This is a genomic window from Polynucleobacter sp. es-GGE-1 (assembly GCF_018882005.1).
Lineage (GTDB): Bacteria > Pseudomonadota > Gammaproteobacteria > Burkholderiales > Burkholderiaceae > Polynucleobacter.
In genome coordinates this window covers 102895-115856 of sequence record NZ_JACVPE010000002.1, presented here as the reverse complement: position 1 = coordinate 115856, position 12962 = coordinate 102895, and the positions used below count along the sequence as shown (strand labels likewise).

At 43.8% G+C, this 12962-nt stretch carries 16 protein-coding genes and 3 tRNA genes; 11 read left to right on the top strand and 8 right to left on the bottom strand.

All coding sequences use genetic code 11. The features are described from left to right. Positions 1-23: 23 nt before the first annotated feature. From gltX to ICN35_RS01610, 4 genes are all read left to right on the top strand, one after another. The gene (gene gltX, locus ICN35_RS01625; protein WP_216123728.1) at positions 24-1421 is read left to right on the top strand and encodes a glutamate--tRNA ligase; all 1398 of its coding nucleotides are present in this window, start codon (positions 24-26) and stop codon (positions 1419-1421) included. Between the two features lie 78 nt (positions 1422-1499). Beyond that, positions 1500-1575 (top strand) — tRNA-Ala (locus ICN35_RS01620). A gap of 35 nt (positions 1576-1610) precedes the next feature. Beyond that, a tRNA-Glu gene (locus ICN35_RS01615) sits at positions 1611-1686 on the top strand. 41 nt (positions 1687-1727) lie between these two features. Beyond that, a tRNA-Asp gene (locus ICN35_RS01610) sits at positions 1728-1804 on the top strand. Positions 1805-1864: 60 nt separating this feature from the next. On the opposite strand, the gene ICN35_RS01605 is transcribed toward ICN35_RS01610, so the two are convergent. From ICN35_RS01605 to ICN35_RS01595, 3 genes are all read right to left on the bottom strand, one after another. Continuing rightward, positions 1865-2311: a hypothetical protein gene (locus tag ICN35_RS01605; protein WP_216123726.1), complete on the bottom strand. Its 447-nt coding sequence runs from the start codon at positions 2309-2311 to the stop codon at positions 1865-1867. Positions 2312-2327: 16 nt separating this feature from the next. Then, on the bottom strand, positions 2328-3338 hold the full coding sequence (locus tag ICN35_RS01600) for a TolC family protein (RefSeq protein ID WP_216123725.1): 1011 nt from the start codon (positions 3336-3338) through the stop codon (positions 2328-2330). A gap of 217 nt (positions 3339-3555) precedes the next feature. Next, on the bottom strand, positions 3556-4440 hold the full coding sequence (locus ICN35_RS01595) for a carboxylesterase (RefSeq protein ID WP_216123724.1): 885 nt from the start codon (positions 4438-4440) through the stop codon (positions 3556-3558). A 44-nt stretch (positions 4441-4484) separates the two neighbouring features. Between ICN35_RS01595 and ICN35_RS01590 the strand changes: the two genes are divergently transcribed. Both ICN35_RS01590 and ICN35_RS01585 read left to right on the top strand, forming a co-directional pair. Next, entirely contained in the window at positions 4485-4934 is a 450-nt protein-coding gene (locus ICN35_RS01590) for a DUF4118 domain-containing protein (RefSeq protein WP_216123723.1), read from the top strand. A 96-nt stretch (positions 4935-5030) separates the two neighbouring features. Then, the gene (locus ICN35_RS01585) at positions 5031-5273 is read left to right on the top strand and encodes a hypothetical protein (protein ID WP_216123719.1); all 243 of its coding nucleotides are present in this window, start codon (positions 5031-5033) and stop codon (positions 5271-5273) included. 26 nt (positions 5274-5299) lie between these two features. Here ICN35_RS01585 and ICN35_RS01580 read toward each other — a convergent pair whose 3' ends face one another. Both ICN35_RS01580 and ICN35_RS01575 read right to left on the bottom strand, forming a co-directional pair. Beyond that, on the bottom strand, positions 5300-6139 hold the full coding sequence (locus ICN35_RS01580) for a M48 family metallopeptidase (RefSeq protein WP_216123717.1): 840 nt from the start codon (positions 6137-6139) through the stop codon (positions 5300-5302). 9 nt (positions 6140-6148) lie between these two features. Further along, positions 6149-6748, bottom strand: coding sequence for a hypothetical protein (locus ICN35_RS01575; RefSeq protein ID WP_216123715.1), 600 nt, complete (start codon positions 6746-6748; stop codon positions 6149-6151). A 150-nt stretch (positions 6749-6898) separates the two neighbouring features. Here ICN35_RS01575 and hyi point away from each other — a divergent pair, with 150 nt between their 5' ends. The 5 genes from hyi to ICN35_RS01550 all read left to right on the top strand — a co-directional run bounded on the left by hyi (position 6899) and on the right by ICN35_RS01550 (position 10854). Then, complete coding sequence (gene hyi / locus ICN35_RS01570) at positions 6899-7678, top strand: hydroxypyruvate isomerase (protein ID WP_216123713.1); 780 nt, start codon at positions 6899-6901, stop codon at positions 7676-7678. 24 nt (positions 7679-7702) lie between these two features. Further along, positions 7703-8602 carry a 2-hydroxy-3-oxopropionate reductase gene (gene glxR, locus ICN35_RS01565; protein WP_216123711.1) on the top strand — a complete coding sequence of 300 codons (900 nt, stop codon included), beginning with the start codon at positions 7703-7705 and terminating at the stop codon, positions 8600-8602. Positions 8603-8607: 5 nt separating this feature from the next. Then, positions 8608-9198, top strand: a complete 591-nt coding sequence (locus ICN35_RS01560) for a YqiA/YcfP family alpha/beta fold hydrolase (RefSeq protein WP_216123709.1) — start codon at positions 8608-8610, stop codon at positions 9196-9198. Positions 9199-9283: 85 nt separating this feature from the next. Further along, the gene (locus ICN35_RS01555; protein ID WP_370625643.1) at positions 9284-9853 is read left to right on the top strand and encodes an HNH endonuclease; all 570 of its coding nucleotides are present in this window, start codon (positions 9284-9286) and stop codon (positions 9851-9853) included. An 11-nt stretch (positions 9854-9864) separates the two neighbouring features. Continuing rightward, positions 9865-10854, top strand: a complete 990-nt coding sequence (locus ICN35_RS01550; protein ID WP_370625642.1) for a DUF3108 domain-containing protein — start codon at positions 9865-9867, stop codon at positions 10852-10854. Here ICN35_RS01550 and ICN35_RS01545 read toward each other — a convergent pair. From ICN35_RS01545 to ICN35_RS01535, 3 genes are all read right to left on the bottom strand, one after another. Then, the gene (locus ICN35_RS01545; protein ID WP_215320642.1) at positions 10851-11378 is read right to left on the bottom strand and encodes an ion channel; all 528 of its coding nucleotides are present in this window, start codon (positions 11376-11378) and stop codon (positions 10851-10853) included. The genes ICN35_RS01550 and ICN35_RS01545 overlap by 4 nt on opposite strands. A 72-nt stretch (positions 11379-11450) precedes the next feature. Continuing rightward, positions 11451-12155, bottom strand: a complete 705-nt coding sequence (locus ICN35_RS01540; RefSeq protein WP_216123706.1) for an ankyrin repeat domain-containing protein — start codon at positions 12153-12155, stop codon at positions 11451-11453. Next, entirely contained in the window at positions 12155-12946 is a 792-nt protein-coding gene (locus ICN35_RS01535; protein ID WP_216123704.1) for a TatD family hydrolase, read from the bottom strand. Before ICN35_RS01535 ends, ICN35_RS01540 begins: the two co-directional genes overlap by 1 nt. Positions 12947-12962: the final 16 nt, after the last annotated feature.

Here is a 12962-nt window from a genome sequence, read left to right as displayed (position 1 = left end):
GCCGACCTGAGATAATACTCACTATGCATATTCGTACACGATTCGCCCCCAGTCCCACGGGCTTCATTCATTTGGGAAATCTTCGCAGCGCACTCTATCCTTGGGCTTTTGCGCGTCACAATCAAGGCGATTTCATTCTTCGCATTGAAGATACGGATGTTGAGCGCTCCACGCAAGAGGCGGTAGACGTCATCATTGAAGGTATGGCGTGGTTAGGCATGGATATCGACGAAGGTCCTATCTATCAAATGCAGCGTATTGATCGTTATCGTGAAGTGATCAAGCAAATGGTGGCATCTGGATTGGCATATCCCTGCTATATGAGTGAGGATGAGCTCAACAAACTCCGTGACCAGCAGATGGCTAATAAAGAAAAGCCCCGATATAACGGATTGTGGCGGCCAGAGCCAGGCAAAACTTTGCCGGCCATTCCGGAAGGTGTTCTACCGGTGATTCGTTTTAAAAACCCGCTTGGTGGATCTGTGATGTGGGATGATGCCGTCAAAGGTCAAATTGAAATTTCGAATGATGAGTTGGATGACCTAGTCATTGCGAGACCGGATGGTACTCCTACCTATAACTTCTGTGTAGTGGTGGATGACCTGGATATGAAGATTACTCACGTCATACGCGGTGATGATCATGTGAACAATACGCCACGCCAAATCAATATCATGAAAGCTCTCGGCGGGACTCCGCCTGTCTATGCCCATTTACCCACAGTCTTAAATGACTCTGGTGAAAAGATGAGCAAACGCAATGGCGCCATGAGTGTGCGGGATTATCAAAAAGCAGGGTATCTGCCGGACGCTATCTTGAACTACTTGGCGCGTTTGGGCTGGTCACATGGTGATGCAGAGGTATTTACTAAGGAGCAATTTGTCAATTGGTTTGATCTCGATAGTTTGGGTCGCTCACCAGCTCAACATAACCCTGAAAAGCTCCTTTGGCTTAACCATCAATATATTCAAAATGCAGATCCAGCTAACTTGGCACAAGCAACCAAGCCTTTTGCTCATGCACTAGGCATTGATACTGAAAGTGGTCCGAACTTTATTCAAGTGGTTGCTTTATTAAAGGATCGCGCCAATACCTTGATTGAGATTGCGGAAGGAGCAAAGTTATTTTATCTGCCAGCGCCGCAAATCAATGCGCAACAAATTGCAGAGAATATTCCTCAATCTGTAGTTCCTGCATTAAAAGATTTGATTGAAACTATTCAAAATGCAGAGCCAAGTAAAGAAGCTTATAGCGCTGCATTCAAACAAGTCCTAGCAAAGCACCAACTCAAAATGCCAGCCTTAGCAATGCCTGTTCGTTATGCATTATTTGCAACTACTCAGACACCAGCCATTGATTCTGTATTAGTCGTTTTGGGTAAAGAAGAGGCTGTAAATAGGCTCTCGAAGGTCGTCCTGTAGGCAATTTGCGTGCTTACGCAAAAATAGGCTAAAATCTTGGATTGTTTTGATTGTCTTGTGGTTTTATTGCGAGATTTCGGGGGTATAGCTCAGCTGGGAGAGCGCTTGCATGGCATGCAAGAGGTCAGCGGTTCGATCCCGCTTATCTCCACCAAAAATTCAAGACATTTGTAGTTTGCAGTAGTCCAGGTCCCCATCGTCTAGAGGCCTAGGACATCACCCTTTCACGGTGAGTACGGGGGTTCGAATCCCCCTGGGGACGCCAGATCTTTTTGGTAGTTGTAAATGTTTTATCTGTTGTAATTTGGAGCGGTAGTTCAGTTGGTTAGAATATCTGCCTGTCACGCAGAGGGTCGCGGGTTCGAGTCCCGTCCGTTCCGCCAAATTTATTAAAAAAGCCCTTTCAAAAGGGCTTTTTTATTTTTATGACTTACTCACTCAATTTACTGGCCCGTAGGCGAAATAGTTACGTAACTATTTGTATCAGTAGGCCCGCTGGCATCAGAGCTTAATTTTGCTCTACCACCATTTATGGCTGTTACATTTTGTTTCTCACTCAAAGATTTTGGTTCGGCGATCTTGGCGGTAGCTTTCTTAAGGTTTTGAGAGCTAGCTGAAGAAGGGGTAACACTCGCTTTATTAGTTAAGGCAGAGCTCGCCGCAGCTTTACTTGCAGCGGCGCTAGAAATATTTGCAGTAGCAGCTGCTTTTTGAGCTGCAGCAGTAGCAGCTGCTTTTTGAGCTGCAGCAGTAGCAGCTGCTTTTTGAGCTGCCTGCTGCTGAGCAATTTGGCTGGGCGTCAATGGAACGGCGGCTAAAGAAATGTTGCTATAGGCAACAAAAGCAATAGGAAGTAGGAGGCCGCATAGTTTTAGATGATTGTTCTTCATTATTACCCATACATTTCTAGTGGAGGTTAGGGGGCTCGAAGTTTCCGCTTAATCGCTCCAAGAGAATCAGAGTTTTAGCGTGTACGGTGCGTGCATCAATTAATTCATATTCCGCATCGCGAAATTTAAGTAAGCCCTGTAGATTGCTATTTTTTGATGTTTTAGCCAAATTGTAGGCACTAATAGCCGTCTCCAGACGATCCTTGGCTGACTGGTATTGAAGGTAGGTTTGATTAATTTCTATAGCAATCTTGGTTTTAGTGCTTGATAAATTGACTTCCTGTTCTGCGATGTTATTAGTTGCCGCAAGCATATCTGAATCATTAAGAAAGCCATTCCCCAGAGGGATGGAAAGTAAAAAGCTAAATGATTTTTGTGAGCCATACCCAACACCGCTGGAAGCATACGAGGGCGTTTCTGTGTAAAACACACCTGGTAGAAAATCTACATTTTTGCTAGCCTTTACAGATTCTAAGTTAGCAGCAGCTGAGTCAACTGCAGCTTTATTTGAAGCAATATCAGATCTATTTTCTTGTGCATGCAAAATAAGGTCATTCACAACGAAGTTTTTTGGCGGAATATTGAGAGATCCAATTGGCAAAAGAAGTTGTTGATCTGGATTATTTAACATACCGATCAGACCATAGGAGTAATACTTCAAATCATTTGCAAGTACTTTTTGGGCACTAATGAATTCTGATTTATAAGGTGCAGCACCTGCCAGCTTTAATCCATTGATGCCATTAATGGCTTCTTGATAAGACTGCCACAGTAATTTTGTACGTAACGCATCTATATAGTTAAAGATTGCTTGCGTTTCAATGGTTCGAGTTTCGGCAACCATATCGGCTAATTGCTTATTTGCCTCTGCCTGAGCTTGAGCCTCACGTGCTGAGCGTTTACCCCAACCTTCAACCGTTACAGTTGCACCCAGGGTGTTGGAGGCTGGGTTGGTGTAGCCAGTATATGGCGCTTGGGTATAAATACTGCCACGTGCGTATGTGATGATTGGGTTTAGATTGGGCATCCCCGCCTGCTTTGCTATGTTGGTGGCAGAGTCTGTAGTGAGTTTTCGAGCCCGCAAATTAGTATTCTTCTCTTTCAGCTCATTCAAAAAGACACTCAGAGTAACTGGTAAATATTTAGTATCTTGAGATGAAAATGGGGGAAGTGTTTGCCCCAAAGCTGTAATGGCGACAACTCCTAATGAAGCACAAATTGTCTTATGTAAAGATATAAATCTTTTATTCATGTTTTAAAGATCGATTTTTGATAATGAGTGATGGAGTGTCAATATTGAGCTGCAGAATAAGATTGGCTTTTTGAACAGCCTGCTCTATAAAAATATTGACTTCATTAGCGACAATCTCTCTCTCATTATCAACTGTAATCATGTGATAAGAATTTCCAAGCCAGATCACTCTTCTTGTTTCCGAGGCAATTGATTTAAGTATTAAATCTGGATTTTTAGGTGAGGCGGTTTCATCATCAATTGCATGAATGATGAGGCAATCTGATTTAACTCCACCTAGATTTTTCTGGGCATCCTTTATTAGCTGCAAGGATTGATAAAGGTGCTTTGCAGGTAGATGAGCTGCACCGAGCTCACTAACTGCATTAGCTTGCACTGCCTTTTGAATATGGCGTCGTAATTCCTTGTTTTTTACTCCGTAGGGCTCAGATTCTTTGTAATGCCAATTGCGAATACCAAGACGGTAGATGAGCGACAGCAAAGGGTAGTACCAAGGCACTGACCATCCATCGAATAGCAACACTGGTGACAGTAGACATAAGCTACGTATGCTGTTGTTTCGGCTGGCTACTGAAATGCCTAGTGTTGCCCCCATGCTGAGTCCAACAATAGATACAGATTGATGGGTTAACTGTAAATCCGTTATTAACTGATCAACAGTCTCAATCCACTCTGGGTAATCGCTGATTCCCGTGTGTGCGGAGTATCCTGGAATACGTGGTATGACATAAGAGTGATTTGATTGCTTCAACAATCTAGGTATTGCGCCCATTTCCAGCTCAGACCCACAAAGTCCAGGCAACAGAATCGCTACATGCCCTGAATTACCTTGATAGAATGTTTCAAATCGATCAGATTGATCTATTAATGCGCTCATTGGGTGTTTTTGTCTCTATTTTTTATATTCTGTCATTATTACTCATGAAAATACAAAATTCGAAACGTTGGGCTAGAAGTGGACCAGAAGCCTTTTTCTTTGCAATTTTTGGCGTATTTGTTGCCTTTTCAATACGCTCTAGTCTGCATGGTTTCTTGCAGGGGAACATTCCTATGACGTTCTTCATCCTCAATACTATTTTGATTGCTCTTTTCTACGGCTATCTTCCCAGCATTCTTACGATTGTCCTATCAGTGCCTCTAGCCTTCTTTTTCTTTGTGCCGCCCTTTGATTCCTTTGATATGCCGACACCACAAGATTCCTTTGTCTTTCTGTCATACATTTTGATAGCTTTTATAGCCGTTGGAATCGTGGAGTGGCTCCAAAGAGAGCGCTACAAGGCGATACTGCTCAGTAGAGTGAGTGCCAGCAATTTCCAGCTTTTGAGTGAGGCGAGTAGTTCTCTGAAAAGAGCAAAAACGGTTAAACCATAGGTTGTAAAAGGACCACTAAATTGCTTGGACGTGGGGTTTTTCATGGTTTTGGGTACATTTAATGCTTTTTTGCCCAAAGTATGCAAAAATTATGCAATGCACAAATTTTTGGCAATTTTCTTATCTTTGATTTCCCTAACTGCAACAGCTGCAGGCCTGGGTTTTAATCCATTTGAAAAAAAACCTTCGCCAACTTCTCCATCTTCCCCCACTAAGCCCAGTCCGTCAGGTCAAATTACCCCAGCTGCCCCCTCAAAACCAGCCGGTCTACCTTTGGCAGTACCAAAGCAAGAAGCACCTCCAGCCAACAAAAACGCTCCACAACAAACAAAAAAGTAAGCAACCAGCTAAGTCCCAGAATTTTTCTAGGGCAAATGCCTGCTTTGTTTCTTAATGCTAGCTTGATATAGCGGCTCAACAGCGGGCATGAGTTCGGTAAGTTGCTCAATCCGAGTTTCTCCAGAAGGGTGGGTTGATAAAAACTCCAAGCTACCTTTTCCTTGAGTGGCCTTATTCATTTTTTGCCACACACTAATTGCCGCATGAGGGTTGTAACCAGCCCTAGCAGCAAGCTCTAGACCAATTGCATCGGCTTCACTTTCATTTTGCCGCGAGTTTGGCAGCACTAAGATGTACTGTGATGCTTGGTTGGCGGCGCTTATAGCTGATCCGTAACTACCAGCCGCAGCCATCGCTATGTTGACAACGGCGCTTTGTGCCATAGCCTGAGATAAGCGTTCCCGACCATGCTCACGAAGCGCATGGGCAATCTCATGACCCATAATGGCAGCGATTTCATCATCGTTTAGATTGAGTTGCTCTATCAACCCTGTATAAAAGGTTATCTTTCCACCAGGCGCACAAGTTGCATTTAAAATTGGGGCATTGATTAATACCAATTCCCAATTCCATTGCCTTGTGTCATCACGAAATACTCCGGTTTGCGCAATAAGGCGGTTTGATATGGTCTTCAACCTGTCGTATTCGGGACCGGAGGTCACCAAAACGTTTTTTTCTTTAGCTTTTTGATTTTGTTCGTTATAGCTAATGGCGGATAAACGATCTACTTCGGTGGCAGATACGAGTAAGAACTGGGAGCGATTAATACCAACAGCCCCCGACCGAGTGGTATTAGCACAGGCCGAGAGGAGGGTGGTAAGAGTAATACAGACAAATAACTTACAGCAAATTACTTTGAGCAGCATCGAATGAGATTATTTTTTCGGAGAGGTAATTGAAGCTGCCATTGCATCGTAGTAAATCACCTTGACCTGTTCGCCTACATTAACGTCAGCCAATAGCGCAGGATTCTTTACAACCACGGTAGTAACTTTGCCACTTGGCCCTTTAACGGACACTAATTTTTTCTCACGGTTCACTTCAACAATATCCGCAATGATGGTGGTCTTGTTTGCAATGGTCTCTGCTGGCTTTTCATTTGCCTTAGACGTAGTAACGGTATTGGTTTCCACCTTGCTACGTACACCATCACTTTTGGTTTTAATTAATTCGATTGCTACAGCCAATTGATAGGTAACACTCAGGCGATCACCTTTCTTTATTAGATCAAAATTTTTGATTTCTGGCCCAGCTAGGAACTTAGATTCACCTTCATTATTTTTGAATGTAATAGTTCGCGTTTTTTTATCGGTTTTGATAACGCTGCCCTCATAAAGGAGGTAGCTATTATCAACAGCAGCAGCATCGATCACCATGGGCTTATTCTCAGCTGCAACAGATTGTGCAATCGCGGCAGATGAGCAGAGTAGGGCAGCTGCAGATGCCAGGGAGATTTGGATAAATTGAGTATTCATTGTTTTCCTTATGGGATAAAAGCGTTTTTTCAATATTAGCCTACTTTCATTGCCTATTAAGCACTAATCGAGCCCTATTGCATTTCGGGAAGAAAATTGGCTTCTTTGTTAAGATTCGTTATCAGTTCTTCATTCTTATAAAGGTTCGCGATGTCACAATTTGCTGCTAACTTAACTATGCTATTTAATGAGGCACCATTTTTAGAGCGCTTCGAAAGAGCCAGTAAAGCCGGATTTAATGCGGTGGAGTTCCTTTTTCCTTACGCCTATTCTGCTGTAGAGATCAAACAACAACTAGATCAACACCAACTGACATTAGTGCTGCATAACCTGCCAGCTGGAGATTGGGATGCAGGAGAGCGAGGCATTGCATGTCATGCTGATCGCGTAGAAGAATTCCGCCAGGGTGTTGCTAGAGCCATTGAATACGCCAAAGTATTAGGAGTTCAACAACTGAATTGTTTAGCTGGGAAGACCCCTGTGGGAGTCGATCCAAAACTTCTGCAGACAACCTTAGTAGAAAATCTTCGCTATGCTGCAGCGGAGCTCAAAAAAGCAAATCTTCGTTTATTGATTGAACCAATTAATACTTTTGATATTCCTGGATTCTTTTTAAATACTACCAAACAGGCTGCAGATATTTTGGCTGAAGTTGCTGCCGATAATCTCTTCATTCAATACGATATCTATCATGCACAGCGCATGGAAGGTGAGCTAGCAAATACCATTGAAAAGAACCTTTCCAAAATTGGCCATATTCAACTAGCTGACAATCCTGGCCGCAATGAGCCTGGCACTGGAGAAATCAACTACCCATACTTGTTCAAGTTCCTTGACCGAATTGGCTATCATGGTTGGATAGGTTGTGAATATAAACCTGCCACCAATACTGAAGCGGGCCTTGGCTGGATGAAACATCTCAATTCATAAAAAACGATTTATAACGGAGACTCTATGAGCAATCAATTGAAATTAGGATTTGTTGGTTTAGGTATTATGGGCGCCCCTATGGCTGGGCATCTTGTGAATGCAGGACATCAGGTATTTATTAATACTCGCACCAAGGTACCTGCCGATCTTGCTAGCTCTAAAGCCATTCAGTGCAAAAGCCCTAAAGAGGTTGCTGAGAGTGCAGACATCATCTTTACGATGGTTCCCGACACTCCAGATGTTGAGAAAGTCTTATTTGGTGAGAACGGAATCGCCTCTGGATTATCCAAAGGAAAAGTTGTTGTCGATATGAGCTCTATTTCGCCAATCGCAACGAAAGAGTTTGCTAAAAAGATTAATGCCTTGGGTTGTGACTACCTGGATGCCCCGGTATCTGGTGGCGAGGTTGGCGCTAAGAATGCCACTTTATCCATCATGGTTGGTGGTGATGAGTCTGTATTTAACAAGGTAAAGCCGATTATGGATTTAATGGGCAAGAACATTAACTTAGTTGGCACTAATGGTGACGGTCAAACTGCTAAGGTGGCTAATCAAATCATTGTTGCCCTCAATATTGAAGCTGTTGCTGAGGCACTATTGTTTGCATCTAAAGCAGGTGCTGATCCCGCTAAAGTTCGCCAAGCATTGATGGGCGGCTTTGCGAGTTCAAAGATTCTTGAAGTGCACGGCGAACGCATGGTCAAGCGTACTTTTGACCCTGGATTCAGAATCGAGTTACATCAAAAAGATTTAAACCTAGCGCTCAATAGTGCTCGCGCCCTTGGAGTTTCTTTACCTAATACCGCGACTGCGCAAGAATTATTCAATGCTTGTGCAGCTCATGGTGGCAAAGCCTGGGATCACTCAGCGATGGTCAAAGCCTTAGAGAAATTAGCAAACTTTGAAGTAGGGCAAAAGTCTTAATTTGCATGTCTTCAACCCTGCTGGTTTACCTTCACGGATTTCGCTCTTCTCCTCGATCTAGTAAGGCGGTGATGACGGGCGAAGCTGTGAGGGCTCTAGCCACTAAAGCAAATCCATATGAATGGTATTGCCCTCAGTTGCTGGCCTCTCCGAAGGAAAGCATGGAGATGGTGCTTTCCCACATTGATCAATCTATGGCTGATCGTGTTGTTGTGATTGGTTCATCTCTGGGCGGTTTTTACGCCAACTATCTTGCAGAGAAGTATGGCTGCAAAACGATCGCCTTGAATCCTGCGGTACATGCAGCACGTGAGCTTGCACCACATGTAGGGATGATGACTGCATATGATAGCGATGAACCTTTTGATTTTCGTCCAGAATATATCGATGAACTCAAGGCGCTACAGGTTGAGAAAATTTCTGATCCATCCCGTTATTTTTTAATAGCGGCTAAGGGCGACGAGCTTTTAGACTGGCATGAAATGGTCGACTTCTATCCAGGTGCCCAGCAACTTGTTTTGGAGGGTAGCGATCATGGCATTGCAGACTATGCCGATCACCTGCCCAAAGTTCTTCAGTTCATTTCCACCAAATAAGCCCTTTTATTGATTGCTTGCAGCTTCTTCTGTAAGATGATCTAAACGATCGTAGCTACTTGCTGCGACCTAGAAAGGAGAGTTTGTGCTGAGCATCTTGAAATTGGACGCAGGTGGAATTCCCCAGGGTTGGGTTAACGCTGAGGAGGCAACGAAGCATTACGCCGACAGTAGTGTCTTATGGACCCTCGGTGATCCCATTATGAGAATGCGCGGTGGCATTTCTCGCGTAAGCGGCTTGCAGTCAGTGATAGAACTTCACTCCATCATCGCCATCAAAGGAACATCAAAGATTAATTTATTTGATGTTGTTCCAGTGATTACTAAGCACAAATTATTCAAGCGTGATCGAGGCTTATGCGCCTATTGTGGTGATGCAATTCATGAGAATCACGCTGAGGCAGAGCACATCATTCCCAATAGTCGGGGTGGTAAATATTCTTGGATGAATTTAGTCATATCCTGTCGCCCTTGTAACCAACGCAAAGGTAACCGCACGCCAGAACAAGCGGGCATGGGTCTGCTTTATACCCCCTATATGCCTAGCCTCTATGAGGACATGATCCTTAAAGGCCGTAATATTTTGGCTGATCAAATGGACTTTCTGGCAGCCAATCTCCCTAAAAATAGCCGCTTGCTTGAGGGCTTCTCCTGAGACATGGTTTAGTGCCACAAAGTTTTAGCCCAAAAATCCGCACACACTCGTTGCGGATTATTTTCTTTGCGATTCTGCTTTCCTTATTAGGGCATCTACTGCTTTTTTTCGGTATGCCGTTTATTTCATTCGGAAGCCCCCCAGAGATTGCTGAAGATCTGATCATTAATACCGAGCTTAAGCTTGAGCCTCCCAAAAAAATTCAAATGGTTAAGGCGCCGAAGAAGAAGGTTGCTAAAGATAACTCTTCAATGAGCCCGCTCGATAGCAACAGTGCAGATGCAGGAGAGCAGGGTGGAGGCTCTAACCAACAGGGCGTTGCTTTCAAATTGCCAGGATCAGGCATTCTCTACTACGACGCTTATGTGGATGGTCAGCAATATCAAACAGCAGAAATTGATTGGATTGTGGAAGGTAACTCCTATCGACTCTATATCAATATTCCTTATGCCTTTGTTGGCCCCTTTGTTTTTGAATCTAGAGGTTCGGTCGATGCGTATGGGATTGCGCCCGCGATTTATTGGACGCAGCGGGGAAGCAAGGCACCGCGTTATTCACGCTTTGATCGTGATGAAAAGGGAGGGGGGCAAATGTACTTCTCAGAAAAGCCTGAATTTACCCCTACTATTGTTCCTGGCACCCAAGATCGTTTTAGCCTGATGTTTCAATTGGCTTCACTTTTAAATGGCGATAGCAAAATAGATGAAGCTGGTAGCATTCGCTCCATACCTGTGATTGATTACAACACCCTAGAGAATTGGCAGTTTAAGAGTTATGGAGAGGCTCTCAATACTGATATCCCTAGCCTTGGAAATACAGTCAATCGGCGTTACGGCTTGATGCAACGAGAAAAAGACCCTTACAAGCGTCAGGTAGATATATGGCTGGCAAAGGACTTGGAGTGGCTCCCCGGCAGAATTCGTTCACTGGAAGCCAATGGCCGAGTATTAGAGCTGGTATTTAAGCAAAAGAACCCGATTTCAGAAGGTAAAACACTCTAATCGCTAGATCCTGGCTTTGCACTCTGATTTTGGCCGTTGTGTCCCAATAAGGCGCCCATCATTGTGTACAAAGCTGCCCCTGACATGGATACGGCAAAGATCCCTGAGAAAGAGATGATGATAGGCAATATGCGCCATTGCTCGGATAATTTGTAATCTCCATAACCTACGGTTGTATACATTTCACCTGCAAAGTAAAAGGTCTGGGGATTGGTCGGGAATACCTTTAAGGCTACACAGATATAAGCCCAAACTACGATTTCGCTCAGATGAATGGCAATGACCAATAATATGGCTATGAAGTAAGACAAAAAGCTGGCGCCAAAGATTCTGCGTTTTGTCATGACATCATCAATCCAGTGAAAAGCTCCAGCAATGCCGAGAACAGCTACTGCATGAACAGCCAGCATCAAACAGGCAGACACCACCATAATCCAGATTTGACCATTGCCCATATCAGCATTGATCTCGCCAAAAAGAGTTGTAAAGCTGGGTAGGTCGGTATTGTTAAATAGATTGATCATGTTGGTTTAGTTTGAATTTCCTACAGAAATATCTTATTTGACATAATAATGATTATACGCAAAAATGATATATCAAGAAGCGGCTGACCGGACTTTAGCGGGTCCTGGATATGGCTCCTTATAGAGGCGCTGCCAGCGTGATTTGAGCCCATCTGCTATCCAAGGCTTCTGGTATATCTCAGCAATATCTATGGCTGAAAAACCATTCAAATTACGCATGCGTAAGTCAGCGCCTTTATCAAGCAGCAATCTTATTAGTTCCTCATTGCCTGCTTGAGTGGACATCATCAATGGTGTGGTGCCATTCGGAGCTCTAGAATCGATCATCGCTCCGTTGGCGATTAAAAATTGAGCCACATTCAATTGACCCTTTGCACAAGCATAGTGCAACGGTGTCCAGCCAATATGATCAATTTTGGCCTTATTTTGCAATATCAAAGTCTTAACCACTGGTAAATCACCCTCTATAGAAGCCATCATTAGGGGCGTTTCACCAAAGGAATTGGATAGATCTACATCCGTATTCTTATCTTTGAGTAAAAAATCAATCACTTTTGCCGATTTATCTCGAATGGCGATGACGAGCATCGGATCGCCTTTAGAATCCACTGCATTTGGACTCACACCAGCCGCAATGAGTGCTTTCACCTCTGAGATGTCATCAAACTTGGCTGCTTTAGTGAAATTGGCAATTTGCGCTTCACTTTGCCCATAAGAGTTGATTGATGCACTCAAAATAGCTAATAAAGCTAATGATTTAAAAGTAAACTTCGACATTAATTAGCCACTCTATCTATCTGAAAACATTGGTAAAAATTATCACTTGTACTACTAGCAAGCTTCTCTACGGGGACACCCTTGAGGTTGGCAATAAATTCACCAACTTTAGATACCCAAGCAGGTTCATTAGTCTTGCCACGATAAGGAATTGGAGCTAAATAAGGCGAGTCTGTTTCTATGAGCATGCGCTCTAAAGGAACCTGTTTACAAGTCTCCTGCAGGTCTTTAGAACTCTTAAAGGTGACAATACCCGAGAAGGAGATATAAAAGCCCATATCCATCGCTTTACGGGCCACCTCTAAGCTTTCGGTAAAACAATGCATCACCCCGCCAATCCCATCAGCACCCTCTTCCTTCAGAATATTGATGGTGTCTTCGGAGGCCGAACGTGTATGAATAATTAGCGGTTTCTTGGCTGAAAGTGCGGCCCTAATGTGGGTTCTAAAGCGCTCTCTTTGCCACTCCATCGATTCATAGCTACGCTCGCCCATGCGGTAGTAATCCAAGCCAGTTTCACCAATGGCAATTATTTTGGCTTGTTGTTTAGCTGTTTCAACCAAAAATTCGACGCTTGGCTCGGGGGTATCCTCATAGTCGGGATGAACACCGACGGAAGCATATAAATGCGGGTGATCCTGAGCAAGCTTCAAAACATTCGGAAAATCTGGCAAATCAACTGAAACACAGAGCGCATGACTGACTTTAGCTGCCTTCATATTTGCTAAGACTTCCGGCAAGCGGGCTTGAAACTCCGGAAAATCCAGATGGCAGTGTGAGTCGATAAACATACCTACATTTTAGTCT